Annotated in this window: 21 protein-coding genes, 2 pseudogenes and 1 riboswitch; of the genes and pseudogenes, 12 read left to right on the forward strand and 11 right to left on the reverse strand. The window is 56.3% G+C overall.

Annotated elements, in window-relative coordinates; translation table 11 throughout:
• Positions 1 to 10: 10 nt before the first annotated feature.
• Positions 11 to 592: an ester cyclase gene (locus ACMHXI_RS07830; RefSeq protein WP_162887853.1), complete on the reverse strand. Its 582-nt coding sequence runs from the start codon at positions 590 to 592 to the stop codon at positions 11 to 13.
• Positions 589 to 1,695: pseudogene (locus tag ACMHXI_RS07835) on the reverse strand (alkene reductase). The gene ACMHXI_RS07830 and the pseudogene ACMHXI_RS07835 overlap by 4 nt, the downstream one beginning before the upstream one ends.
• Before the next feature lie 119 nt (positions 1,696 to 1,814).
• Here ACMHXI_RS07835 and ACMHXI_RS07840 point away from each other — a divergent pair.
• Positions 1,815 to 2,726, forward strand: a complete 912-nt coding sequence (locus ACMHXI_RS07840) for a LysR family transcriptional regulator (protein WP_025010203.1) — start codon at positions 1,815 to 1,817, stop codon at positions 2,724 to 2,726.
• Between the two features lie 83 nt (positions 2,727 to 2,809).
• Here ACMHXI_RS07840 and ACMHXI_RS07845 read toward each other — a convergent pair whose 3' ends face one another.
• Complete coding sequence (locus ACMHXI_RS07845) at positions 2,810 to 4,576, reverse strand: PhnD/SsuA/transferrin family substrate-binding protein (RefSeq protein WP_413734652.1); 1,767 nt, start codon at positions 4,574 to 4,576, stop codon at positions 2,810 to 2,812.
• A gap of 236 nt (positions 4,577 to 4,812) precedes the next feature.
• Here ACMHXI_RS07845 and ACMHXI_RS07850 point away from each other — a divergent pair, with 236 nt between their 5' ends.
• Both ACMHXI_RS07850 and ACMHXI_RS07855 read left to right on the forward strand, forming a co-directional pair.
• Positions 4,813 to 5,430 (forward strand): response regulator transcription factor, encoded by a 618-nt coding sequence (locus ACMHXI_RS07850; protein ID WP_256873022.1) that lies wholly within the window; start codon positions 4,813 to 4,815, stop codon positions 5,428 to 5,430.
• Between the two features lie 106 nt (positions 5,431 to 5,536).
• Positions 5,537 to 7,582, forward strand: a complete 2,046-nt coding sequence (locus tag ACMHXI_RS07855) for a TonB-dependent receptor (RefSeq protein ID WP_101058406.1) — start codon at positions 5,537 to 5,539, stop codon at positions 7,580 to 7,582.
• Between the two features lie 118 nt (positions 7,583 to 7,700).
• On the opposite strand, the gene ACMHXI_RS07860 is transcribed toward ACMHXI_RS07855, so the two are convergent.
• Both ACMHXI_RS07860 and ACMHXI_RS07865 read right to left on the reverse strand, forming a co-directional pair.
• Positions 7,701 to 8,231, reverse strand: coding sequence for a response regulator transcription factor (locus tag ACMHXI_RS07860; RefSeq protein ID WP_025010206.1), 531 nt, complete (start codon positions 8,229 to 8,231; stop codon positions 7,701 to 7,703).
• Positions 8,228 to 9,520: an ATP-binding protein gene (locus tag ACMHXI_RS07865; RefSeq protein ID WP_413734611.1), complete on the reverse strand. Its 1,293-nt coding sequence runs from the start codon at positions 9,518 to 9,520 to the stop codon at positions 8,228 to 8,230. Before ACMHXI_RS07865 ends, ACMHXI_RS07860 begins: the two co-directional genes overlap by 4 nt.
• 224 nt (positions 9,521 to 9,744) lie before the next feature.
• Between ACMHXI_RS07865 and ACMHXI_RS07870 the strand changes: the two genes are divergently transcribed.
• Positions 9,745 to 11,637 (forward strand): alkaline phosphatase D family protein, encoded by a 1,893-nt coding sequence (locus ACMHXI_RS07870; protein WP_208143169.1) that lies wholly within the window; start codon positions 9,745 to 9,747, stop codon positions 11,635 to 11,637.
• Between the two features lie 7 nt (positions 11,638 to 11,644).
• On the opposite strand, the gene ACMHXI_RS07875 is transcribed toward ACMHXI_RS07870, so the two are convergent.
• A complete protein-coding gene (locus ACMHXI_RS07875; protein WP_025010208.1) occupies positions 11,645 to 12,028 on the reverse strand; it encodes a hypothetical protein in 384 nt (127 codons plus the stop codon).
• A gap of 208 nt (positions 12,029 to 12,236) precedes the next feature.
• Here ACMHXI_RS07875 and ACMHXI_RS07880 point away from each other — a divergent pair, with 208 nt between their 5' ends.
• The 3 genes and pseudogenes from ACMHXI_RS07880 to ACMHXI_RS07890 all read left to right on the forward strand — a co-directional run bounded on the left by ACMHXI_RS07880 (position 12,237) and on the right by ACMHXI_RS07890 (position 14,825).
• Positions 12,237 to 12,758: an N-acetyltransferase family protein gene (locus ACMHXI_RS07880; RefSeq protein WP_411393785.1), complete on the forward strand. Its 522-nt coding sequence runs from the start codon at positions 12,237 to 12,239 to the stop codon at positions 12,756 to 12,758.
• Between the two features lie 390 nt (positions 12,759 to 13,148).
• Positions 13,149 to 13,383, forward strand: a pseudogene (locus ACMHXI_RS07885) (DUF3302 domain-containing protein); the annotation flags it as partial.
• A 311-nt stretch (positions 13,384 to 13,694) separates the two neighbouring features.
• Positions 13,695 to 14,825, forward strand: coding sequence for an HlyD family secretion protein (locus ACMHXI_RS07890; protein WP_044735277.1), 1,131 nt, complete (start codon positions 13,695 to 13,697; stop codon positions 14,823 to 14,825).
• 84 nt (positions 14,826 to 14,909) lie between these two features.
• Here ACMHXI_RS07890 and ACMHXI_RS07895 read toward each other — a convergent pair whose 3' ends face one another.
• Complete coding sequence (locus ACMHXI_RS07895) at positions 14,910 to 16,490, reverse strand: Na+/H+ antiporter NhaC family protein (RefSeq protein ID WP_025010211.1); 1,581 nt, start codon at positions 16,488 to 16,490, stop codon at positions 14,910 to 14,912.
• 82 nt (positions 16,491 to 16,572) lie between these two features.
• A riboswitch (Lysine riboswitch) is annotated at positions 16,573 to 16,744 on the reverse strand.
• Positions 16,745 to 16,956: 212 nt separating this feature from the next.
• Here ACMHXI_RS07895 and ACMHXI_RS07900 point away from each other — a divergent pair.
• The gene (locus tag ACMHXI_RS07900; protein ID WP_144134080.1) at positions 16,957 to 17,784 is read left to right on the forward strand and encodes a 5'-methylthioadenosine/S-adenosylhomocysteine nucleosidase; all 828 of its coding nucleotides are present in this window, start codon (positions 16,957 to 16,959) and stop codon (positions 17,782 to 17,784) included.
• A gap of 72 nt (positions 17,785 to 17,856) precedes the next feature.
• Here the strand turns inward: ACMHXI_RS07900 and ACMHXI_RS07905 are convergent, their stop codons facing one another.
• The 3 genes from ACMHXI_RS07905 to ACMHXI_RS07915 form a co-directional block, all read right to left on the reverse strand.
• Positions 17,857 to 18,300: a hypothetical protein gene (locus ACMHXI_RS07905; RefSeq protein WP_025889600.1), complete on the reverse strand. Its 444-nt coding sequence runs from the start codon at positions 18,298 to 18,300 to the stop codon at positions 17,857 to 17,859.
• 213 nt (positions 18,301 to 18,513) lie between these two features.
• Positions 18,514 to 19,221, reverse strand: a complete 708-nt coding sequence (locus tag ACMHXI_RS07910) for an oxidative stress defense protein (protein ID WP_025889598.1) — start codon at positions 19,219 to 19,221, stop codon at positions 18,514 to 18,516.
• A complete protein-coding gene (locus ACMHXI_RS07915; RefSeq protein WP_144226236.1) occupies positions 19,218 to 19,418 on the reverse strand; it encodes a hypothetical protein in 201 nt (66 codons plus the stop codon). Before ACMHXI_RS07915 ends, ACMHXI_RS07910 begins: the two co-directional genes overlap by 4 nt.
• 38 nt (positions 19,419 to 19,456) lie before the next feature.
• Between ACMHXI_RS07915 and rimO the strand changes: the two genes are divergently transcribed.
• On the forward strand, positions 19,457 to 20,881 hold the full coding sequence (gene rimO / locus ACMHXI_RS07920) for a 30S ribosomal protein S12 methylthiotransferase RimO (RefSeq protein WP_039033558.1): 1,425 nt from the start codon (positions 19,457 to 19,459) through the stop codon (positions 20,879 to 20,881).
• Between the two features lie 26 nt (positions 20,882 to 20,907).
• Here rimO and ACMHXI_RS07925 read toward each other — a convergent pair whose 3' ends face one another.
• On the reverse strand, positions 20,908 to 21,132 hold the full coding sequence (locus ACMHXI_RS07925) for a ribosome alternative rescue factor ArfA (protein WP_096141104.1): 225 nt from the start codon (positions 21,130 to 21,132) through the stop codon (positions 20,908 to 20,910).
• A gap of 196 nt (positions 21,133 to 21,328) precedes the next feature.
• Here ACMHXI_RS07925 and ACMHXI_RS07930 point away from each other — a divergent pair, with 196 nt between their 5' ends.
• The 3 genes from ACMHXI_RS07930 (at position 21,329) to ACMHXI_RS07940 (ending at position 23,264) form a co-directional block, all read left to right on the forward strand.
• Positions 21,329 to 22,177, forward strand: coding sequence for a substrate-binding periplasmic protein (locus tag ACMHXI_RS07930; protein WP_025010216.1), 849 nt, complete (start codon positions 21,329 to 21,331; stop codon positions 22,175 to 22,177).
• 119 nt (positions 22,178 to 22,296) lie between these two features.
• Entirely contained in the window at positions 22,297 to 22,644 is a 348-nt protein-coding gene (locus ACMHXI_RS07935; protein ID WP_025010217.1) for a hypothetical protein, read from the forward strand.
• On the forward strand, positions 22,644 to 23,264 hold the full coding sequence (locus tag ACMHXI_RS07940; RefSeq protein ID WP_025010218.1) for a hypothetical protein: 621 nt from the start codon (positions 22,644 to 22,646) through the stop codon (positions 23,262 to 23,264). Before ACMHXI_RS07935 ends, ACMHXI_RS07940 begins: the two co-directional genes overlap by 1 nt.
• Positions 23,265 to 23,289: the final 25 nt, after the last annotated feature.

The raw sequence follows: 23,289 nt of genomic DNA on the forward strand, positions 1-23,289 counted from the left end.
TCTTTGCTCCTTAAGGCTTGAGATTCATCTGGGAGAAAAGACTCTGATAGTCTTCCAGATGCCAGTTGTCTGTAATACGGCCTTGCTTAACCCGGTAGAGATCCACCGCCTGAAAATTTATCGCCTGCCCCTGACCCTGCTGTTCGCCAAATTGGCCACTGAAATGACCACGAAACCTCAGACGCACAGTGACATAGTCATCGGCCACCAGGAGATGCTCAATCTCAGCACTGAGATCCGGCACCGCCTGTCTGAAGCCCTCTGATGCCTGTAATACCCCGCCAAGTCCCTGGGGCCGCCCGCTTGGCAGCGTACGATCGACAAAGTGCTCACTCAGGGCTTCACGGGCAAAGGCCGGATCGCCACTGTTCCAAAATGCGGCGTAAAGACGGGCCGCCTGAACAATCTCGGCCTCAGCCTGACTGCCATCTGTCACCAGAACCTTGGGCACTGGCAGGTTTGTTGCCAAAGCAGCCGGTCTGGCCACTACTGATGCAGCACTTAAGGCCAGAGCGCTACAGAGCAAGGCCGGCCAAATGGCGGCGCGGCTCACGGCCCGAGACGCATTGAGCGCCAGGCTTTCCCGCTTCATTGACCCACCTCAAGAGTCTGCAACGCCGGATAATCTGTGTATCCCTCGGCGCCGCCTCCAAACAGTGGGCCAGTGCCGAGCGGCGCCAGCGGCTTACCGAGCTGTAAACGTTTGGGCAGATCCGGGTTGGAGATAAAGGGGCGACCAAAGGCCACCAGATCGGCATAGCCTTGCTCCAATACTGTCTAGGCGCGCTCAAGATCGTAGCGACCGGCCACTATGATGCAGCCTGGAAAGGCATGACGCAGGCTGCGACGAAAGCTTTCGGGAATCTCAGGCGCATCGTCCCAATCGGCTTCAGACAAGTGCAGATAAGCGACTCCTCGCTTGTTAAGCTCGGCCGCCGCCAGGAGTATGGTGTCGACGATTTCCGGGCAAGCCATATCCTTAAAGGTGACATAGGGCGCCAGGCGAATCCCCACCCGCTCCGGGCCTATGCGTTCGGCGATGGCATCTACCACCTGCAGCAGGAAACGCACTCTGTTGGCCTTAGTGCCGCCGTAAGCATCGTTACGCTTATTGGAGTTGGTCCGCAGAAACTGATCGATCAGATAACCGTTGCCACCATGTACCTCAATGCCATCAAAACCCGCTTCAACGGCATTGACTGCGGCATTGGCAAAATCATTCACAACCCGGTCGATATCAGCCTGGGTCATGGCTCTGGGTTCCGGACAATCCACCATCTGGCCACCATCACTGCCGTTTGAAACCCACACCTGAGTCGCCGTCGGTGCTATGGCCGAAGGGGCTATCGGCGCATCTCCCTTCTGGAACACGGGGTGAGACCCCCTGCCAACATGCCAAAGCTGATTGAAGATTCGTCCACCGGCGTCATGCACGGCGCGGGTAACCAAACGCCATCCCTGCAGCTGCTCTTGGGTGTAGATCCCAGGTGTAAAGGAATAGCCCTGGCTGTCGTCGGAAATCTGGGTGGCTTCTGTGATGATAAGCCCTGCCGAGGCGCGCTGACGGTAGTATTCCGCCATCATGGCATTGGGAATATTGCCCGGTTGACTGGTACGCGAACGCGTCATGGGGGCCATGACCACCCGATTGGACAGATACAATCCCTTGAGGGAATATGGAACGAACAGTGACATATGAAACTCCTGATGACTGAATGGCGAGCTCGCCGGAACACTTCACAGGCTCATTGTCTATCTTTCGAACTTGATTGATAATTGGGCTATTACTTAACTTATTTTCAAATAATTTTTGAATGTATCATCTCAATGATCTGCAACTGGCCTTACGGGTGGCCGAACTTCAGAGCCTGTCTGCCGCCGGACGCGAGCTGGGCATGACCCCGGCCGCCGCCAGTGCCGCACTGCAGCGGCTGGAAAAGAAGCTGGGCAGCCAGTTGTTTGCCCGCTCCACCCGGCGACTGCAGCTCACCGAAGAGGGACAAGTGTTTGTCGATGCCGCCCGTCAGGCGATGGGGCTTTTGGACAACGCCGCCATGGCGTTGGCGGAAAGCCGCGGCGAGCTCAAAGGAGAAGTCAGGTTGGCACTGCCTTCGGACTTGGGCCGCAGCCTGATACGTCCCTGGCTGGACCAACTGATGGCCGGGGCGCCCGAGTTGTCACTGCAGTATTTCTTCGGCGATCAGCTGACAGATCTCATCGGCCAGAATGTTCACCTGGCACTGAGGTACGGCCATTTGAGCGACTCCAGCCTGATGCGGCGGCATCTCTTGTATGTGCACAGGGTGGCGGTGGCCTCGCCTGAGTATCTGGCCCAATATGGTCGGCCCAAGACGCCCCATGAACTGAGCCAACATAAGGTGCTGATCCTCAATCGTGGCGGCGAGCCTTGGCAACGCTGGGGCTTCACGGAAGCCGGTAACCCATTGGCCGTCGAGGTGAAAGGCAGGCGAATAGCCAATGATGGCGCCGTCATTCGCGACTGGGCCCTGGAGGGCCAGGGCATCGCCTTCAAGAGCTGGTTGGATGTCGCCGAAGATGTGCATGCCGGGCGACTGATTAACCTTTTTTCGCCCCAGCAATGCGAGACTGTGCCGCTGCAAATCCTGTACCTGCACACCGACTACCCCAGCTTCAAGGTGCGGCGGGTGATAGATTTTCTGGCCGACAGGTTTCAAACATTTGAGCGGCGCTTTCCGTTGATTTGAACCGAGCCCATTCTTGCGCAACGTTGCCGGGATTAGCGCCGGGCTTTCTATTCGCTCAGGGCTTTTTTCTCGCTCAGGGCTTTCTATTCGCTCAGGGCTGTTGCCCCCAGAGGCAGCCACACTCGCACTCGGCAGCCGCGGTACTCGCGGCGGTTTTCCAGCTCCAGATGACCATTATGCTGGGTCACCACGTCGCGGCAGATAGCCAATCCCAGCCCCAAACCATCCTCCTTGGTGGTGGCGAAAGACAGCATTAATTCCGCCGCCGAGGCACTCAACCCCGTGCCTGTATCCAAGAGTTCCAACAGCAACCACTCTCCCTTGGTCCCGACGGCTGGGGGCGCGGCCTGATAGTCGAGTTTGAGTTGGATCTCCCTTTTACCCGATACCGCATCCAGGGCATCCATGGCATTTTTCAGCAAGTTAACCAGCATCTGACTCAGCCCCACTGCATCCCCCAGCAATGGCCGCTCCGGCCCGCGGCGACTTATTTTGAGCTCGACGCCCTGCTGCTCCATCGGCCTCTGAAACAACGCCAGTGCATCCCTGAGCAGCGACTCTATCACCACAGGCTCAGATTCGGCCCGGCGCCGACGCAGCAAACCGCGAATACGATGCACCACGGCTCCTGCGCGGATAGACTGATTATTGATCTTGGTCAGCACCTCACGCATGGCATCGGCGCGCTCACCACAGCCCTCGGCGGCGCGCTGCTCCAGCACCATCATGGCGCCTTCGCTGTATTGGGTAATGGCGGCAATCGGCTGGTTGAGCTCATGCGCCAGCCCGGCGCCAATTTCGCCCAGAATAGCGGCACTCTGCATTCGTTCCAGTTGCAACTCTTTATCCCGCAGCTGTCGCTCTGTTGCCAGCAAGAATTCGCTCTTCTGGCGGAACTTGTACTCCAGCCACAGGTGGTAGAGAGTGGAGATCAGGAACAGTAACAGCAGCGCTCCGCCCCACTCCTTGTTCTTGCGTACCCAGTCGATGGCGGCTTCATACAAAGGGGGTGGGCCGCCGTGGAGATCAAGCTCCTCATACAGCTTGATCACCTTGAGCTGACTGATAGGAGCTGTCCAGCCCATGGTGTCGGCCTTGATCGCCGCTTCAGAGTCGGAAGGCAAGTCGAACAGCGCCCGGGTCACCGCCTGGGTGATATGGCTGGGCACCAGGTCCGAGGCGGCAAATGACCAGTTGGGATAGAGGGCACTGCTGGTTTCACAGTCATAGCCCTCGGGCTTGACGCCGTTGATCACCCGATAGTCCAGGCGCTGCACCAAGCCGGTTTCCACCATCTCTTCCAGGGTACAGAAGGGGGTGATGGCGGCATCCACTGTGCGGTCACGCACCTGGTAAACCAGAGGCTCCAGCGGAAACCCCAGAAAACGCACCTCGCCGAAAAAACGCTTGGCGGCAAAGCCACGCTTATTCAGCAAGCCTACTGTCGCCTGATATCCCCCCAGCGCCTGAGGATCGCTGGCCACCACAGTGGCACCACGCAGCTCTTCAATATTACGCACCGGGCTGTCGGCCCGCACTATGATCGCCGAGCTGATGGCAAAGGTGGTTCCCTGATGCTTGCGACTGCGCATGGTGGCAAGCCAGGACAGGGGCAGCTTGCTGCTGAGACTAAGATACTGCCCCGGGTTGGTCACAATAAAGTGGATCCTGTGCTCCAGCAGTTGCTGGCTCATTTGATCAAAGGTCAGCGGCTCCACCTCGAAACGATTGCCGGGCAGCTGTTGGCTGAGATAACGCATCATGGGGCGCCATCTCTCTTTTGCCTGGGCAACCCCGTGATTGGCCAGTACCCCGACCCGAAACACAGCCTCTATGGGCTCGTCACCCATTTCGGCATCGGTCGCCGGTTCATACAGTTGCGCCGAAGCCGAAGCACACCCGGCCCCCAACAACAGTATCAAGATTAATATTCTGGCCATTCCAACTCCCCTTTCATCCATGAAGATAAGCTAATACAGACGGCGAAAAAATAACTTGATGGAGGGCAAATGTCGGCCAACACCTCAGTGATCTGGCTCTAAAAGCCAACAACCGGGTTTGAGCCCAGTCGCGACAAAGATTAGGATTGGCTTATTCACCCGAGAGAGGCAAGTATGTGACTGACACAGCGCTTTATTTGGTGGACGACGATGCCGCCGTCCGGGATTCACTTGGCTTTATGCTGAGCCAATTCGGTTACCGGCTGCAAGCCTTTGACAGCGGCCAGGCATTTCTCCAGGCCGCCGAATTGGAGGCGCCTGGCTGCGTAATCCTCGACAGCCGCATGCCGGAACTCACCGGCCAGCAGGTACAGCAGAGATTATTGGAGGCCAACAGCCCCTTGGGGATCATCTTTCTCACCGGCCATGGCGATCTGCCGATGGCCGTTGACGCCTTTCGTCAGGGAGCCTGCGACTTTTTCCAGAAACCGGTTGCCGGCAAGGCGCTGGCCGCCGCCATCGAAAAAGCCTTCGACTACAGCCTCAAGACCCATGAACAGCAGCAACTACAGCAGAAATACGCCACCCTGACCGAGCGTGAGCAGCAGGTACTGCAGCTGCTGGTGCAGGGAATGACCAATAAACAGATGTCCGAAGCTCTCTATCTGTCGCTGCGAACCATAGAAGTGCATCGCGCCAAGATCATGAAAAAGCTTGGTGTTCACAGTATTGCCGAACTGATTAAGTTCACCCCCTTGGTTTGACCCTCTTCCGGGTGCGACAGCTTGTCGCACTTTGGCTGTTTAGCTTTGCCCCATCCGCGCACAAGACCCAAAATGGGTCATTCAAAACAACCAAAATCAATAAGATATGCGCTTTTCACCTTCTCCTCTCGCTCTGGCTTTACTGCCAATAATCGGTCTGGGCTCAGCCGCCAAGGCCAGTGATTCTCCCATGGAAGTGCTGGTGGTACGCGGCAGCGTACAGAGCAGCGTGCTGCAGACCTCGCCTGAAGCCACCGCGCCCAAGGCCGATATCAGTGGTCTGCTCAAGTCACTGCCCGGCGCCAACGTCAACAGTAACGGCCCGCTTACCGGCATAGCCCAGTATCGTGGCCTCTTTGGCGATAGAGTCGAAACCCAGGTCGGCGGCATGAGCATGGCCGGTGCCGGTCCCAACGCCATGGATACCCCCTTGAGTTATGCCGTACCTGTGATCACAGAGCAATTAGAGCTGGATCGCGGCATAGCCCCGGTCGCCAGCGGCGTCGATACCTTGGGTGGCAGCATCCGGGTAGTGGAGTCCCAGGCACGTTTCGATGAAGTCAGCGGCCTGGTCAGCGGCCAATACCAGCACAATGGCGAGCAGAGCCGCATCGGCGTCAAGAGCAACTTCGGCGGCGAGCGGCAGGCACTCATGCTGTATGGCGACTTGTTCAAGGGCAATGATGTGCCCGAAAGCGGCGATAACCACCCACTGCTGCCAGGGGTCTACGACAAGCAAGTGTTCGGCGGTGAATACAGGTTCAACCTGGCCGACAGCAACGCCGATGATGAGTCGATAGCCTTCTCGTTCCAGCATCTGGAAACCACAGATGCCGCCACCCCGGCGCTGCCGATGGATATCGACTATATCCGCACCGACAGGTTCAAGCTCAGTGGTGAGCACCTGCTGGCCGATTGGCAAACGCGCTGGCATCTGGGCTACAGCGATGCCCGTCACGGCATGGACAACTTCAGTCTGCGAATGAAAATGCCTACCATGGCACCGCGCTACACCATAGCCGACTCCAAGAGTTTCGACGGTCATTGGCAAATGGCGAAAGACAGCTGGGAATTTGGCTTGGATTGGCGCCATGCCGAGCACGACACTGTGGTGACAGACCCCAGCAACAGCAAGTTCCGGGTGGATAACTTCAACGGTGTCAACGACAGTGTTTACAGCCTCTACGCCCAATGGCAGCAGGATTTTGGTCGTTGGAGCTGGCAACTGGGTAGCCGGGTGAAACACTACAGGTTTGATGCCGATGCCGTGAGTCACTCTATGGCGGCCATGAAACCGGCAATCAAGACCCTAATGGACAGATTCAATCAGGCCGATCGCAGCCAAAACGATACCGGGCTGGACTTGGTGATCAACGGCCGCTTTGAAATCGACAGTGAGCTGGATGCCATAATCGGCCTGGCGCGTAAACAGGCCAGTGCCAGCTATCAACAGCGCTATCTCTGGGTACCGATGCAGTCCACCGGTGGCCTGGCCGATGGCCGCACCTATGTGGGCCAGATGGACTTGGATCTGGAAACCGCCTGGCAACTGGAGCTGGGGCTGGATTTACACCGTCAGGATTTCAACCTGACCCCTAGGGTATTTGTCCAAAGGATAGACAACTATATTCAGGGCCTGCCCACGGATGATCCTGCCGTTATCGCCGCCGGCGATGCCAACACCTTGGTATTCAGTAACACCGATGCCCTGCTCTACGGCATGGATGTCAACGCCCACTGGCAGTTGCATGAACAGTGGAGCCTGGATCTGCAGGCGGCCTATACCTATGGTGAGCGCCGCGACGTGGAAGACAAGCTTTACCGTATCGCCCCACCCAACCTGACTCTGGGACTCAACTGGGATCAGGGCAGCTGGTTTGCCCGCCTGGAGACAGTAGCGGTTGCCGCCCAGGATAAGGTCTCGGCCACTCAGCTGGAGCAGGAAACTGCAGGCTATGGCTTGGTGAATCTGGCGGCCGGTTACCGCGGTGACAGCTTTATGCTCAAGGCCGGGGTCGATAATCTGCTGGACAGAGAATATGTCGATCATCTCGCCGGTTATAACCGGGTAATGGGCGGTGATATCGCCGTTGGCGAGCGCTTGCCACAACCCGGTCTCAACGCCTGGGTCATGGGCGAGTACCGTTTTTAAGGGCGCCCCGGTTGCCCGCTTAAGGGTTCATCCTCACCGTGCTCCCGCAGGCCGTTGAGATTTCCACTGCAATTGAACCTGCCCCGGCCTTTTCTCGTCTCGAAAGGCCGGGATTTTTTTAAGCAACTGGCTTCTTGGCCAGCTTGCGTTGCAGGGTGCGGCGATGCATTCCCAACTGGCGGGCGGTGGCCGAGACATTACCCTTATTGGCATTGAGTACCTGCTGAATATGTTCCCACTCCAAGCGCTTGGGGTGCAGCGGGGTTTCATCAGGCAAGGATGAAGCCGTGTGGGATTTAGGCTCGACTTTGAGTGCCGCCAGCAGTGTCCGGGTGTCGGCCGGCTTGGCCAGATAGTTGTCTGCCCCCAGTTTCACCGCCTCCACCGCAGTGGCTATGCTGGCAAAGCCTGTTAGCAGCACAATACAGGCCTTGGGCAAGCTGGCTCGCAGCGGCACTATCAGGTTGAGGCCGTTGCTTTGCGCCAATTTCATATCCAGCAGCACATGGCTCGGTTGCCAGCTACGGGCGCTGAGCAGTGCTTGGCTGGCATCTTCGGCATGGCAGCACTCGAAATCATGCCGCTGCATACGCCGCTTCAGAATGGCTGCCAGCGCCAGGTCATCTTCAACTATCAATAACCGCTTCATGCCGCATCTCCTTTACCGGCAGAAACCGGCAATAAGGGCAGACTGATACGCGCCTCACAGCCCTGTGGGCCGTTGTGCAACACCAGCTCGCCCCCCAGCTTCTCCAGGCTGGCGTGACTCAAGAGCACGGCAACCCCCATACCTGTGTGGCTCGCCACCGGCATCAGCCCAAGCTCGCCCAAGAGATGCGCCTCTATGCCGCGGCCATAATCCTTGATGTTAATTTCAAGCCGAGTGTCACCGAGGGAGTCGAAGCCAATTTCAACCTTGGGCTCGCCTGTATTGTTGAGGCTGGCCTTGGCGGCGTTATCCACCAGCGCCAGCAGCGCCGGCAATAGACTGGCATCTGTGATAATTTCACGTTCAGTCAGGCCAGCAGGCAGGGTGAGGCTGAAATCCACCTCGGGCATCAACAGCATGAGTTGCTGGCGCATATTTTGCCCCAGTGCCGCCAATGTCACGGCCTGGCGGCGACGTTCACGAATCGATTCGGTGGCGCGGCGCAGTTCATTGAGAGTGACTTCACAGCGGGACAGCGCTTGGCCCATTTGCGCCTGCGCCTCGGCATCCAGGCCCTCTTCCATGGCTTCATCCAGCAGTAATCTCAGGCTCGCCAGCGGCGTTGCCAACTGGTGTGCCATCTGCGCCGAAGCTGTGCCCAACGCCAGCAGTTGTTCCTGCCGCAGCTGATTTTCCCTCAGCCAACCAAGCTCGGTATCCTGGCGCCGCAGACGACGGCTTATCAGAGCGACACTGGTGGTCAACACCAGTGCCGACACCACGAAGTTAAGCCACATCCCCAGGAAGTGAGAGCTCATATCCATGCCGTGATGGCGCATATGCCCTTCCGGCAAGCTCAAGATCATCAGGCTGTAGGCCAGGGTCGACAGCGCCGCCAGGCTCCAACTGCCCCAGGCGGGCAAGGTGACCGCCGCCAGCGCAATCGGCACCAGCAGCAGCGAAATAAAGGCATTTGTGGCCCCACCGGAAAGCCACAGCCAGGAGATCCAAAACAGGGTATCCAGCAACAGGGCGATAAAGATACCGGCACTCTGGCGATAGAGGGGATGACGCAGCCACAGGGTCAAGGCCAGATAGGCGCTTTCCAGCCCAAACACCCACCACAAGGGTTCAGGCTGCAGCGTCAGGCCAAAGGCATCGCTGCCGAGCAGGGTCAGCCCCAGTTGCAGCAGCAACCCCAAAACCCGCAGCAACGCCAGTTGATCGGCCGCCGCCAGGCCACCGGTTCGACCAAATATGCCATCCATTCCCATCCGGGTGCTTTTCATTCGTCTATTATCCGAAAACCTGCAAAGGCATTGAGGCGGCAGATATGCCAAGTTGGCTGTGGTGTCACAAGACTCAGGGATATCAATGCTTGCCGCTATCGCCTTGGCACAGCTGCTTTACATCATTAACAAGGCTTCACATTTTAGGGACTTTTCAAAGCCAAAGCACTTGTTTACCCTGTGGATTCACCTTTTTCATTCCTGAGAGGCTGCAGAACCCGCCGATGACCACTTCCTCTTCCTTGCCGCTGATCCTGGCCGGCCCGATATTGCGCCACTGCGACCGGGACCATTTCACCCTCTGGTGGGTCAGCAGCAAGCCGTTGAGCCCGCAATTGACGCTTAAGTTGAGTCACAAGTCGGCGCCCTTGCCGTTGAATGAAGAACAAGTGCACAGAGTACAACTGGGTGAACATGCCTGGCAGTATCTGCTGCACCTGGAGGTTCCCGGATTGCTGCCCCAAGGGCAAGCCGTGGGTTACAGCTTGGAAGATGCCGATGGTCAGTCGCTGTTCGCCGATATCGAAGGCCTGTGTTATCCGGATAAATCCACCCCCGAACTGGTGCTGCAGCCCAGGCTGGATCGTTTGCTGCACGGCTCCTGTCGCAACCCGCATCATCACAGCGGCGACGCACTGGTGGCGGCCGATACTCTGCTGGAGCAGAACAATGCCCCTGCCGAGCGACCGGCGCTGCTGATGTTGAGCGGCGATCAGCTCTATGTCGATGATGTGGCTGGCCCCACCCTGGTGGCTATTGCCCAGGTAATAGCGCTGCTGGGACTGAAACAGGAGAACTTTAGTGACGCCCCGCTCAAAGACTCGGCGCAGATAGATTATGGCCCAGACTCCCTCTACCTGCGGCCAAAGCAGCTCTTGCCCCGAACCCAGTATCCGGCCAAGACAGCACTCTGGCGCTGGTATATCAACCACCCCATATTCACCTCCTCGATGGCAGAAAACCATCTGCTGAGCTTCGCCGAAGTTACTGCCCTGTATCTTTTAATCTGGTCGCCGGAACTGTGGCAGCAACTGGAACTGCCGCAACAGTTGCCCGGGCTGAGCGGTAAACGGGCACAGGAGTGGCAGGCCCAGTGGCAACATCTGTTGGAGTTCAAGGCTGGCCTTGGCAAGGTTAGGCGCCTTTTGGCGCATCTGCCTACCTATATGATTTTCGACGATCATGACATTACCGACGACTGGAACCTGACGGCCCGCTGGGAAGAGGCCGCCTATGGCCACGCCTTCTCCAAGCGCATCATAGGCAATGCCTTGCTGGGTTACACCCTGTTTCAGGCTCTCGGCAATCAACCCAAGAGGTTTACCGACTTTTTCGAAGATCTGAGCGGCCTCTATCTGGCCGACAGTGAGCGCCAGGATGCCCTGATAGACAAGCTGCTCAAGTGTGAGAACTGGCACTACACCCTGGATACTCAACCCAGAATGGTGGTACTGGATACCCGTACCCGCCGCTGGCGCAGCGAATCCAACCTGGCCAAGCCTTCCGGGTTGATGGATTGGGAGGCGCTGATGGATCTTCAGCAGGCACTGCTGGGGCAGGATAAGGTCATCATAGTGTCGGCGGCACCGATTTTCGGGGTCAAACTGATTGAGGCGGTGCAGCGCACGGCCACCCTGATAGGAGCTTCGCTGCTGGTGGACGCCGAAAACTGGATGGCGCACCCTGGCGCCGCCAACGCGCTGCTGTCGATCTTCATGCACAGACGTACCCCGCAGGAGTTTGTGATCCTCTCCGGCGATGTGCATTACTCCTTTGCTTATGACATAGGGATCCGCTTTCGCCGTGCCAGTCCCAACATCTACCAGATCACCGCCAGCGGCATCAAAAATCAGTTCCCGGAAAAGCTGCTGCCTGTGTTTGATAAGCTCAACGGCTGGCTCTATGGTCATTTCTCGCCGCTCAATCTGCTGACCAAACGCAAACGTATGTCGATCCGCGGCCGCCGCCCCAATGGGGAACGCAGCAAACGCCTGGTCAACCAAAGCGGTATCGGCCTCCTGGAACTGGCAGAAAACGGCGCCCCCCAGCGGATAGCCGTACTGCATGCCGATATGAGCCTGACCGAGTTTCAAGCGCCCAAAGAGAGCCGCGACTGACAAAGGCTCAAGCTTGCTCACCTGCCTTTGGAGTCGTTTTCGGCGGATTGATATCAGGAGTGGTTATCGTCTCCTTGACAACTTCCGAGGCACAGGCGTCTGGATAAAGCTCATCATAGACATCCAGCGCCCTATCACGGAAAGAAAGCACGATGTAACCTATCAGCAACTCCAGTGCAATCACCACAACACCATACCAAGAGCCAAACAACTTAAGGAACAGATCCCAAAGCTCAGCGGTATCACCGCTCTTGATCGCGATACCGGCCAAACCGGACAAGGGCAAGATCAATATGGTTACACCAAAAGCAGTCAACAGATTAGTACTTATTTTAATTAAGGTTTCCGCATGTACTTCTCTGGCTTTACGACTCCTTTGCTCCACTTTCATTTGTCACATCCTTTTATTGACCTAATACAATCAAAATAACTGTTACTTTGGCTAATGTTAACCATCTCTAGCAAGTACAGCACCCACCTCTCGACTGCAATACAACACACTGAATGGCTACCTGCTCCAATTCATATGTTCCCATTGAAGTAATGGCGCGTTGCCCGGCTTGTGGCATACTCAGGCGAAACCACCTTGGGAGCCTAAGATGCATCTGTGTCACTGCCAACTTGAGCAACATGGCGAAGCGATACGCGCCATCTTCAACCATGCCATTGCCCATACCACAGCCCTTTATGAATACCAGCCAAGGAGCGAACAGCAGATCCGCGATTGGTTCGGCGCCAAACAGCAAGGCAGTTGGCCAATTCTGGGCGCCGAGGATGAGCAGGGGCAACTGTTGGGATTTGCCAGCTTAGGCCCGTTTCGCGGCTATCCGGCCAACCTCTACTCGGTGGAACACTCTGTGTATGTGCACCCGGAGCATAGAGGCAAAGGGGTGGCGCGCTTTCTGATGCAGCATTTGATAACCCAGGCCCAGGAGCGCGGCATGCGCACCATGGTGGGCGCCATAGATGCCGGAAACCAGGCCAGTATTGCCCTGCACCTGAAGTTGGGGTTCAAGCACTCAGGCACCCTGCCCCAGGTGGGTTATAAGTTCGGCCGCTGGCTGGATTTGGCGTTTTATCAGCTTATGCTGCCGGGACCTGGCGAGCCCAAAGAGAACTAAGGAAGGTGCGAATAAGTCCCATGTGTGCTCTGCGTCGGCTTACAGGCCTGGATGCAAGGCGTGGTTCGCAACAAATGGCCCTAGTCCTTTGCAAGAAGCACAACACAGCAGGCAGGCTTGTAAGCCACGCCCTTCGGGGCTTGCTCAGCAACCGGCTCTCTGCGTTATCCGACTTCGACAGGCCCCGGCATGCCTTCAGTCAGATGCCTTGAACGCCAATTGCTGTGTAAGCCAGAGTGCCACGAGGACTTGTTCGCACCTTCCCTCCCCCTTTCGGGCACGAGTCAATTTTCGTCTTATGCCCCTGAAAAAAATCATCATTCCCGGGCAATCCGCCAGCGGCCATCTACACTTATTCAAGCGTATTTGCGAATAAGGGAACCCGATTAGATGACACTGGATTATATCGCACTGGGGCTGCTGATCTTTGTCGCCCTGGTGATCTTCTACGGGGTGATAGTGATCCACGACATCCCCTACGAGCTGGCCAAGAAACGCAACCACCCCCATCAGGACGCTATTCACTATGCCGGCTGGGTGAGCCTGTTTACCCTGCATGTGCTGTGGCCGTTTCTGTGGATCTGGGCCACACTCTGGCGCGAGGACAGGGGTTGGGGCTTTGACAAAATCCAACAGGAGCAGCAATCACTGCACCATGAAACCGTACTCTTGGCGCAGCAGTTGGAACTATTGAGTGAAAAAGTCGCCGCCCTGGAAGCCCAAAAGCACGCCGCCACAGAGGCCCTTGCAGCGTCGAGTGCCCAAGTCCAAGTCCAAAGCCAAGCCCCAACCCAAGTCCAAACATCTTCAGAAGAGCCCGTAGTCAACCCCAAGCCCACCAGCGGCGTGGACTTGGATACGGCAACAGACTCGGCCGACATTCCAGCTACAGATAATCAGAGCCAGAGCAATAACAAAAATGGGGAGAACAGATAAATGGATCTCTTGCTTATCCTCACTTATACCGCCATCTGCGTCGCCATCTTCAAGATTTTCCGCATCCCGCTCAACAAGTGGAGTGTGCCTACCGCCGTGCTCGGCGGAGTAGTACTGATAGGCACCTTGATTTTGTTGATGAACTACAACCATCCCCATACCGCCATGGGCAGCCAGATGTATGTCACCACCCCGCTGATCCCCTCGGTGCGCGGCAAGGTCATAGAAGTGCCCGTCATCCCCAACAAACTGCTGAAGGAGGGCGAGCTGCTGTTCCGGGTCGATCCGACTCCTTATCAGACAGAAGTCACCCGGCTGGAGGCCAGCCTGGAGCAGGCCAAACAGGCGGTATTGGGTCTGGACGCCGCCTATAAGGCCGCCGAGGCCAGTCGCATCAAGGCCGAGGCCGAACGGGACAGAACCCAACTGGAATATGAGCGCTACCGCAGCGGTTTTGAAAAAGGCGCCTTTACCCGCGCCGATGTCGACAACCGTCGTCAGTACTATCTCGGCGCCCAGGCCTCAGTAGAGGCGGCCGAGGCCGAAGCCCGGCGCGCCAAGCTGGCACTGGAAGCCGAGTATCAGGGGCAAAACACCCAGGTGGCCGAAATTGCCGCCATGTTGGAAAAAGCCAGATTCAATCTGGAGGAAACCAGCATGCGCGCCCCCTCAGACGGTTATGTGACCCAGTTGACCCTGAGACCGGGAATGATGGTGGTGCCCATGCCCCTCAGGCCTGTGATGACCTTTGTCCATCAAGAGGAGCGCTTTTTTGTCGGCGCCTTTAGGCAAAACTCGCTGCTGCGGCTGAAACCCGGTTTCAAGGCCGAGCTGATCTTCCGCGCCCTGCCGGGCAAGGTGTTTCAAGCCGAAGTGATCGAAGTGCTGCCGGCCATAGGTGAATCTCAGGTGCAGGCGCAGGGGCAGCTCTATGGCTCGTCACAAATTCGCCTCAACGGCCGACCACTGGTGAAACTCAAGCCGCTGGATGATCTGAGTCAGTATCATTTACCTCTGGGTACCAATGTGGAGATCGCCATCTACTCCGACAGCTTTGAGCATGTGTCAATCATGCGTAAGGTATTGATAAGGATGAAAAGCTGGCAGAACTATCTCTATCTGGATCACTGATATTCCTTATCGACACGCAAGCCTTTGGCAAGAGTAAAATGCCCCAGGAACACTCCCGGGGCTTTTTTGTATCCTATCTCAGCCTCAGCCGATAGCGGCCTCGGGAGCCGCCTGGAAGCGCCTGGCGTGATAGAGGCAGAAGAGTGCAAACCAAGCGGCACTCACCAGGAAACCGGCCAGGGTGGAATGCAGCAGCCCCATGGCCAGATACCCCAGCGCCGCCCCGAAGGCGACGGTCAGGGCATAAGGCAACTGGGTCAGCACATGATCTATATGGTGACAGCCGGCGCCGGTGGCCGACAGAATACTGGTGCTGGATATGGGCGAACTGTGGTCGCCAAACACAGCGCCGGCCAACACAGCCGACAGCATGGGCAGCAGAAGTTGGATATCGCTGGCGGCGGCCATATCACCGGCGAGTGGCAACATGATACCGAAAGTGCCCCAGCTGGTGCCTGTGGCAAAGGCCATGGCGCAGGAGAGCACAAACACCACCACAGGCAGCAGCCCTGTGGGCAGGTTGCCGTTGGCCAGGCTGGCGAGATATTTGCCGGTTTCCATGTCACGCACCACGGCGCCTATGGTCCAGGCAAACAGCAGTATGTTGATCGCCGGCAACATGGCCATGACCCCTCTGGGGGCAGCACGCAGCCAAGTGGATATCCCAAGGCCGAGGCGCAGAGCCAACAGGCCAGACACCGCCAGGCTGCAAAGGGCGCCGTAAACCAAAGACGAACCCACATTGGTATGTTCAAAGGCGCCCAGCACGCTGAAGGCCTGACCATTGGCGGCCAATACCTGGGCCCCGGAGTCCAGCATGAAATAGATACTCGCCGCCGTCAGTGTCACTATCGGCAACACCATATCCAGCATGCCGCCGCGGCTGTCGGCCGGGGCTTCCATATCCAGCCCTATTGGCCGGCCCTTGGATTCATCCCAGAGCTTGCCTTCGAGCGCCCGCTGCTCATGCTGTCGCATCGGCCCAATATCCAGTTGGAAGGCGATGACTACCACCACCATGATCAGGGTAAATACCGCATAGAGATTCATGGGGATCATCTGCACAAAGGCGGCGATCGGGCTCTGCTCTGTCACCCCATGGGCCACGAGTATGCCGCCCACCAGGGCGATGATATAGGCCCCCCAAGAGGAGATGGGCATCAATACGCACACGGGTGCCGCGGTTGAGTCCAGCAGATAGGCCAACTTGGCGCGGGAGATCTGGAATCTGTCGGTCACAGGGCGGCAAATGGGCCCCACCGACAGACTGTGGAAGAAGTCGTCAATAAAGAAGGCAAACACCATCAAGCCGGTGAGCGACTTGGCGCTCTTGCGGCTCTGGCAGCGCCTGGCGGCCCATTCGGCGAAGGCCCGGGTCGCCCCCGAGGCGGTCATCAAGCTGATAAGCCCACCCAGCAGCAGCATAAACAGCAGCATATTCAGGTTATCGCTGTTGGGAGCACCATCGACCCAGAAGATTTTCAGCACACTGTCAAACAGGTAGCGCAGCGATTGCAGCGGTGAAAACTGCTGTAACATCAGGCTGCCGGCGACTATGCCAACCCCGAGGGAGAGCAGTACTCTACGGGTGATGATCGCCAGCGCAACCGCCAGCAGAGGAGGAACTATGGACCAGGGAGAGTCCGCAAAATGCATGATATTCATGATCTCTTTACACCAAAGAAGGTGGAGATCTACCGATAGGATCGAAGAAACTCAGACCAAGGAGGGCAGAAACTTCTCAGCTCCTTCAGGTAGCGCTCCATAGTGGATGACTATGGCAGTCCTGCACCTGTTAGATACAGAACCAGCAGCTAGGTTTGATGACCTGGCTACTTCGGCGCCGACTCCTTTCCCCGGGCCTCAAAGGCATCACCCTCTTCCCGGTTACTCTTAGGCAGCGCGCCTCTACTCAAAGGTATTCGACTGGCATTCTAACTATCACGGCCCCAATAGCAAGCCAGATTGTGCCTCTGGCGGTAAATATCCCGCCCGGTTGGCATTAAGCCTTTGGCAAGTGACTCATGTCTGGGCTCGCAAATGCCAGCTCCGGCTGTTGACGGCAACCACAGCTGCACCTAGGATCGCCCTCCCCTACCGCGACACTGAAATAACAATTAAAGGTGTGCAAATGACTCTGTTACAACGTTTTTGTGTGGCACTCTGTGCCTTGTTCTCCAGCCATTCCATGGCAACGCCCACCCGGGCACCTATACTGCTGCAAGGCGCCATGGATGTCGAAGTCGACACCCTGGTTCAGGCCCTGAAAGACCCCAAACAGACAACTCTTGGTTCCTGGACTTTCTGGCAAGGCACTGTGGATGGCTATCCTGTCATAGTGTCCCGCACCGAAATAGGTATGGCCAATGCCGCCGCCTCCACCACGCTGGCGATAGAAAAATTTCAACCTGGTTTTATCATCAACCAGGGCACTTCCGGCGGCCACGACCCGGCGCTGCACCGCGGCGACATAGTGCTGGGGAAATACAGCTTCAATATGGGTTCCTATCGCAGCGATCTACACCCCAAAGGCCAAGGCATAGATCCCAAACGCTGGCATAACTTCGATGTCACCATGCGTTTGCGTCAGGATGGCAAGCTGGTGGAACACAAGCGCTTTGATGCCGATCCCAAGCTGCTGGCTCTGGGACAACAACTGGCGTCAGCTTATCGCCATGGCAAGGTAGTGACCGGCGTGATCGGCAGTGCCGATGAGTGGAACCGCGAAGTCGACCGCATCGAGTGGCTGCACCAAACTTATCAAACCTCGGCCGAAGAGATGGAAACCGCTGCGGCCGCCCTGGTTGCCAAGGCATATGAGATCCCTTTTATCGGGATTCGGGTACTCTCCAATACCGACCTGCACGGCGAAGAGTTTGAGCCACAAACCGCTATCCACTGTCAGCAGTTTGTCATTGAGTACACCAAGAAGTTGATCGCAGGTTTGGAAGGTAAATAAGTTTCGAGGACTTCAAAGTAAAAGCCGGTGATATTGTCCACCGGCTTTTGTTTTTCAGGCCCTCATCTTAAGCTAGCTCGCCGGCGATAAGAAAATGGCCTCCACCTCTTTGGCCAGTGTCTGCCAGCCCAGTTTCGAATAGCCTTGCTGGTAACGGTATTCCCAAACCTTGGTTTCCGACTCGGGTGCTTGTTTTCGCTGGATAACCAAGCGGTAGTCATCCATCGTTGGTGACTCTGGCTCCGGCAATGACAGGCTGGCAAAAGTCTGCTTGCTCTCGGCACAGCTCTGGCCGCGATACCGAATAAACACCTGCAAACCCGTATCGAAATCCTTGTCATTAATTTGGGATTGGATCTCGCTGCCGGGCACAGTGTATTCCGTCTCATTCACCAGGCAGAGTCGTTGTTTGTGGGTCTTTCCGACTTGCGCTGTAACATTGGCGAATACGGTTGATGGGCTGGCGACCAGGCTGAATAAACCTATTCCCAGTAGTGTCAGACGGGTCAATTTCATCGGCACACTCCTTATGCAAGATTGATTGGCTCTGGCTCATTCAAGCATAAAAAGCGTCCAGAGACTGCCTCAAAGGAGCAACAAATTGTATCTGCTGTTTCAAAATCACCTACAACTCACCAACATCAAACAAGCGATATTGGCAGATAAAACAAACAATGCGGGCACCACCAGGGGGCCCGCATAATAACTGTCAGACAGGATAACTTGGGTTCAGTCACGCAGCTTGTAGCTGACCTCGACCCTGTCGGAGAAAGTTACCTGGCCATACTCATAGCTCTGGTTGATAGCGCCTTCAGCCATCATGGCGGCCTTGTACATCACAGGACGCACCGGGCCTTGGTCGAAATAACGAATCGACCAGACGCCATCGAGTTTCTCGCCGAATCCGGCCGCCAACTCACTGGCCTTTTGCTTGGCATCTTCAATGGCCGCCTGCCGCGCCTGCTTGCGCATCTCGGCTTCTTTACTGGACTTGAGGTTGATCTGGTTCACCTTGTTGATCCCGCCTATTAGCGCCGAGTCCAGTATGGGGTTGAGCTGATCCAACTGTTTCACCAACACGGTCACACTGCGACTGGCGCGATACCCCTTGAGCTCGGGCGCCTTGTCCTTGAGGTAAACATACTCAGGTTGCAGATTCAGATTGGCGGCTGCAATCGACTCCTTGGCAACCCCGGCCTTGAGCAGGCGCTCGATAAAAGCGGCCACCGCCTTGTCGGATGCGGCCTTGGCCGCCTTGGCATCAGATTCGCTTAATGACACTTCAACATTGATTTCGGCCATATCGGGCTCAACCTGTATCTGGCTGACGCCTGTAGTTTCCAGCAGAGGTCTATCCTGAGCCAGTACCGAGTGGCTCATCAGAGTAGCGGGTAACAGTGCGCCTATCAGCGCCAGATTCAGCAGAGATTTTTTCATCTTGGTTCTCCAAAAAGTTCGCTTTCGTTGACCATAGAAACGCAGCCAGCTGACAAAAGGGTTAAAAAAATCAAAAAATTTTTCAACGACGTTTTGAAGCGGCAACCGAGATGGCTACATAGAACATAAATTAACCAGCCCAACTGTACCTTTTCTATGGCTGAGGTATAATCGCCGCCAATTTTACCGGCACCCAAGCGTGCTCCATCAGCTTTAGCATTGCGGAAAACAGCTCTTGAAGAAATCAGTCGACATTTTTGATCCCAAGCAGACCACGACTCTGGACACTCCGGCCAAGACTCTGGCACAGGAAAACAGCCCTGCCGAGGCCCAAACCAGCGGCAATCGCATCGGCTTTGTCAGCCTGGGCTGCCCCAAGAACCTGGTGGATTCCGAGCGGATCCTCACCCAACTGCGCATCGACGGCTATGAGGTTACCAACAGCTATGACAATGCCGACCTGGTAATAGTCAACACCTGTGGCTTTATTGATGCCGCGGTGGAAGAGTCGCTGGATGCCGTGCGTGAAGCGCTGGAAGAAAACGGCAAGGTGATAGTCACCGGCTGCCTGGGCGCCAAGGAAAACCAGATCCGCGAAGTGCATCCGGATGTACTGGAGATCACCGGCCCCCACAGCTATGAAGCCGTACTGAACCATGTGCACAAATATGTGCCCAAGCCAGAGCACAACCCCTTTACCTCGCTGATCCCGCAAGCCGGCGTTAAGCTGACCCCCAAGCATTATGCCTACCTGAAGATTTCCGAAGGCTGCGACAACCGCTGTACCTTCTGCATCATTCCGGCGCTGAGGGGCGATCTGGACAGCCGCAGTGTCGGCAGCGTGCTGGATGAAGCCAAACGCCTGGTGGAAAGCGGCGTTCAGGAGATTCTGGTCGTCAGCCAGGACACCTCGGCCTACGGCAAAGACAAGGGCGGTCGCACCGACTTCTGGAACGGCATGCCGGTGAAGCAGGATATCACTACCCTGGCCCGCCATCTGGGCAAGATGGGTGTGTGGGTACGCCTGCACTATGTCTACCCTTACCCTTGGGTCGATGAGCTGATCCCGCTGATGGCCGAAGGACTGATCCTGCCCTATCTGGATCTGCCACTGCAGCACGCCAGCCCTCGTGTGCTCAAGATGATGAAGCGCCCCGGCCGGGTCGACCGCCAGTTGGACGCCATCAAGAAATGGCGAGAAATCTGCCCGGATCTGGTGATCCGCTCAACCTTTATCGTTGGCTTCCCCGGTGAAACCGAAGAGGACTTCGAAATCCTGCTGGACTTCCTGCGTGAAGCTCGGCTGGACCGAGTGGGCTGCTTCAAGTACTCGGAAGTCGATGGCGCCGTGGCCAATACCTTGGCAGAGCTTATCAGTGAAGAGGTCAAGCAGGACCGCTATGAGCGTTTCATGCAGGTGCAGGCCGAGATCAGTGCCGAGCGGCTGGCACGCCTGGTAGGCCGTGAGCTGGATGTCCTTATCGATGATGTGGACGAGGAAGGCGCCATTGGCCGCTGCTATGCCGATGCGCCTGAAATCGACGGCATGGTATTCCTCAACGGGGAAGTGGAACTGAGCCCAGGGGACATGGTACGTGCACTGATCACTCATTCTGATGAGCACGATCTGTGGGCCGAACTGGTGCAGATGCCGGAATAAACTCTCCCAACACCTTGGTTGAGGTGTCAGCAGGGTGAAAAGATTAGAGTCATAAAATCAAAAGGGGCAACACCCTGTTGCCCCTTTCCATTGCGTCCTTTACGACTGTACGATCCTTTGCCCTTCTTCGGCTTCTCGCTGCGACAGCGAAACAGTGAACTGGTCACCACCGCCTTGAGGGCGTTATCTTTGATCTGTCCACGACCGGATTCATGTTCCAGCAGTGCGGTCTGCTTAATATGTTTGGCCATATCGGCTCCTTATTTCAGTGGAATGAGACTTGCCCGGCCATACCGGACAAAAATCGCGCAAATACTACTCCCTTTTGTACCAATAACCAAATATCTTAATCTTGGCCCAAAGTACAATGTCGCGTTTCACCTTATTCATGTTATTAAAAACAATCACTATTCAGTCTGTTTCAGTCAATCCGGGAGGGTTTGTTCTGTGATATTCAGGTTCTGTTGTCTGGCGCTGCTGGCACTCGCTTGTTCACCACAGCTGCTTGCCGCAGAAACCTGTGAGCTGACCATGGGGTATCGCACCAATGCCAGGGCCCCCTATATTGCTGAAGCACCGGATAACAGTGGCCTCTATCTCAGCCTGTATCAAGACGCGGCGGCAAGAATAGGTTGTAGTCTCAAGGTAGTGCGAGCGCCGAAAAAACGTATTCTCTGGGAAATTGCCAAGGGCAATATCGACTTCTATCCCGGGCTGGCCTTCTCCAAAGAGCGCCACGACTACGCGCATTTCATCGCCAACGGCCTGTCTGAACGCTATATCGGCGTCAGCCGCGCCGACTTGAGTGACATCACCTCGTTGCAGCAATTGGTGGATAAGCAGCTGGTGCTGCTTATCTCCCCCGGCAGCTATCAGCTGGGTGGTTTACCGGACAAATTGATAGTGCGCAAGCCACCGGACATGAGCACAGACTCGGCGATAGCCTTTCTCAAACAGCATCAGGGTGATTTCTATGTCTACGATGAATCAACCCTGAGATATTGGCTGAAAACCCATCCTCAGCACGGGCTTAAACTGCATCCCTACTGCTGCGATCACAGGCGACAAGGACACCTGGGCTTCTCACGCAAGAGCCGTTATTTCAGTGCCGGAACCAATCCAAATTATATTGCCGACAGGCCGATATCCATTGACAACAGCCCTTGGGAGTTGCAGCCGGACAGCCTGGCCTACGCACTGCAGCAGGCCTTGCAAGACATGGCCGAAAGCGGTGAAACCGAGCGGCGTTATCAATACTATATGCAGCAGGTATCACAAGCGGCGGCTGTGCCCTAATCCTCCTGTTCATACAAGGAGTATTGCCTCCTATTCCATTGATACATTTTGGATCAATTCAGCCTGAGTCCAGCATCTAATGGGTACACTGCTGCTTTTGGGTCGCAAAGAGTTGTAATATGTTTTCCCGCAAGCCGTTGACGCCACAGGCACAGCTGGACTTGGCCATGACCTTGATGGCCGAGGAGGAGCAGCGCCTGCATAACGCCCTAGAGCTGGTACTGCACAGCAGTCAGCAAGCGATAACAAAGCGCCTGCAACGGGCCAAAATCGATGCCGATATCTTCCCGCCGGTTCATCAGGACTATCTCAATGCCATGGCACTGCAACATCTGTTCACCATGCTGCATCAGGGAGACGAGCAAAGAGCCAACAGCATCTGCAATAACCTAAGAGAACTCAGCCAATGCCTACAGCCCGCCATTCAGGACAATGCCCACTGCGAAGAACAATATCGGCCGGTTTAATGCTGCTTTGTGGCTTGGCGCTACTTCCCGCTTCCAAGGCCCAGAGCAAACCGCCCCAAGTCACTCCCGACCAGAGCACATCCGAGTTGTTGTTACAACTGGATCAGCGGCTGCTCGCCAGCCGTAGCGCAACCAAAACCTTGAGCGACTGGTGTGATGAATATCAACTGGCCACAGACGCCAGCATTCGCGCCGAAGGAGAAAAGCATTTTATTCATGATGCTCCCAAGGAGGTCTACCGTCAGCTTAAAGTGGCGCCGGGAAGCCGACTAGGCCATCGCAAGGTGCGTCTTATCTGTGGCGATAGAGTGTTATCTGTCGCTGACAACTGGTATGTGCCCGAGCTCCTTACCCAGGAGATGAATCAACAGTTACAGCATACAAAAACCCCGTTCGGCACCGCCGTCAAGGCGCTGGACTTCAGGAGAGAAAACCTCCAGAGCCTGAAGCTGTGGCAAGGGAGCAAGGTGCTGCCGCCATTTGTATTGCAACACAAGGCGCTGCTTTTGCGAGCCGATGACAAGCCCTTTAGCCTGGTCATTGAACGTTACACCAGTGAACTGCTTCCCAAGTCGTCCGCAAATAAGCCGTCCGCAAAACAGCCAAGCATGGCGCAGTAATCCCTCAAAAACAGTAATCCAAGTT

This window comes from Shewanella sp. BJSY2023SW005, assembly GCF_047314585.1.
GTDB classification, from domain to species: domain Bacteria; phylum Pseudomonadota; class Gammaproteobacteria; order Enterobacterales; family Shewanellaceae; genus Shewanella; species Shewanella algae.

Excerpts from the sequence above, each read along its gene's own strand:
- ACMHXI_RS07905 (WP_025889600.1), bottom strand. The coding sequence starts at position 18,300 with ATGAAATTGACCCGTCTGACACTACTGGGAATAGGTTTATTCAGCCTG.
- ACMHXI_RS07870 (WP_208143169.1), top strand. The coding sequence starts at position 9,745 with ATGACCACTTCCTCTTCCTTGCCGCTGATCCTGGCCGGCCCGATATTG.
- ACMHXI_RS07940 (WP_025010218.1), top strand. The coding sequence starts at position 22,644 with ATGCTGCTTTGTGGCTTGGCGCTACTTCCCGCTTCCAAGGCCCAGAGC.
- ACMHXI_RS07900 (WP_144134080.1), top strand. The coding sequence starts at position 16,957 with ATGACTCTGTTACAACGTTTTTGTGTGGCACTCTGTGCCTTGTTCTCC.
- ACMHXI_RS07865 (WP_413734611.1), bottom strand. The coding sequence starts at position 9,520 with ATGAAAAGCACCCGGATGGGAATGGATGGCATATTTGGTCGAACCGGT.
- ACMHXI_RS07840 (WP_025010203.1), top strand. The coding sequence starts at position 1,815 with ATGTATCATCTCAATGATCTGCAACTGGCCTTACGGGTGGCCGAACTT.
- ACMHXI_RS07935 (WP_025010217.1), top strand. The coding sequence starts at position 22,297 with ATGTTTTCCCGCAAGCCGTTGACGCCACAGGCACAGCTGGACTTGGCC.
- ACMHXI_RS07860 (WP_025010206.1), bottom strand. The coding sequence starts at position 8,231 with ATGAAGCGGTTATTGATAGTTGAAGATGACCTGGCGCTGGCAGCCATT.
- ACMHXI_RS07875 (WP_025010208.1), bottom strand. The coding sequence starts at position 12,028 with ATGAAAGTGGAGCAAAGGAGTCGTAAAGCCAGAGAAGTACATGCGGAA.
- ACMHXI_RS07855 (WP_101058406.1), top strand. The coding sequence starts at position 5,537 with ATGCGCTTTTCACCTTCTCCTCTCGCTCTGGCTTTACTGCCAATAATC.
- ACMHXI_RS07925 (WP_096141104.1), bottom strand. The coding sequence starts at position 21,132 with ATGGCCAAACATATTAAGCAGACCGCACTGCTGGAACATGAATCCGGT.
- ACMHXI_RS07890 (WP_044735277.1), top strand. The coding sequence starts at position 13,695 with ATGGATCTCTTGCTTATCCTCACTTATACCGCCATCTGCGTCGCCATC.
- ACMHXI_RS07845 (WP_413734652.1), bottom strand. The coding sequence starts at position 4,576 with ATGGGTGACGAGCCCATAGAGGCTGTGTTTCGGGTCGGGGTACTGGCC.
- ACMHXI_RS07830 (WP_162887853.1), bottom strand. The coding sequence starts at position 592 with ATGAAGCGGGAAAGCCTGGCGCTCAATGCGTCTCGGGCCGTGAGCCGC.
- ACMHXI_RS07895 (WP_025010211.1), bottom strand. The coding sequence starts at position 16,490 with ATGAATATCATGCATTTTGCGGACTCTCCCTGGTCCATAGTTCCTCCT.
- ACMHXI_RS07880 (WP_411393785.1), top strand. The coding sequence starts at position 12,237 with ATGCATCTGTGTCACTGCCAACTTGAGCAACATGGCGAAGCGATACGC.
- ACMHXI_RS07910 (WP_025889598.1), bottom strand. The coding sequence starts at position 19,221 with ATGAAAAAATCTCTGCTGAATCTGGCGCTGATAGGCGCACTGTTACCC.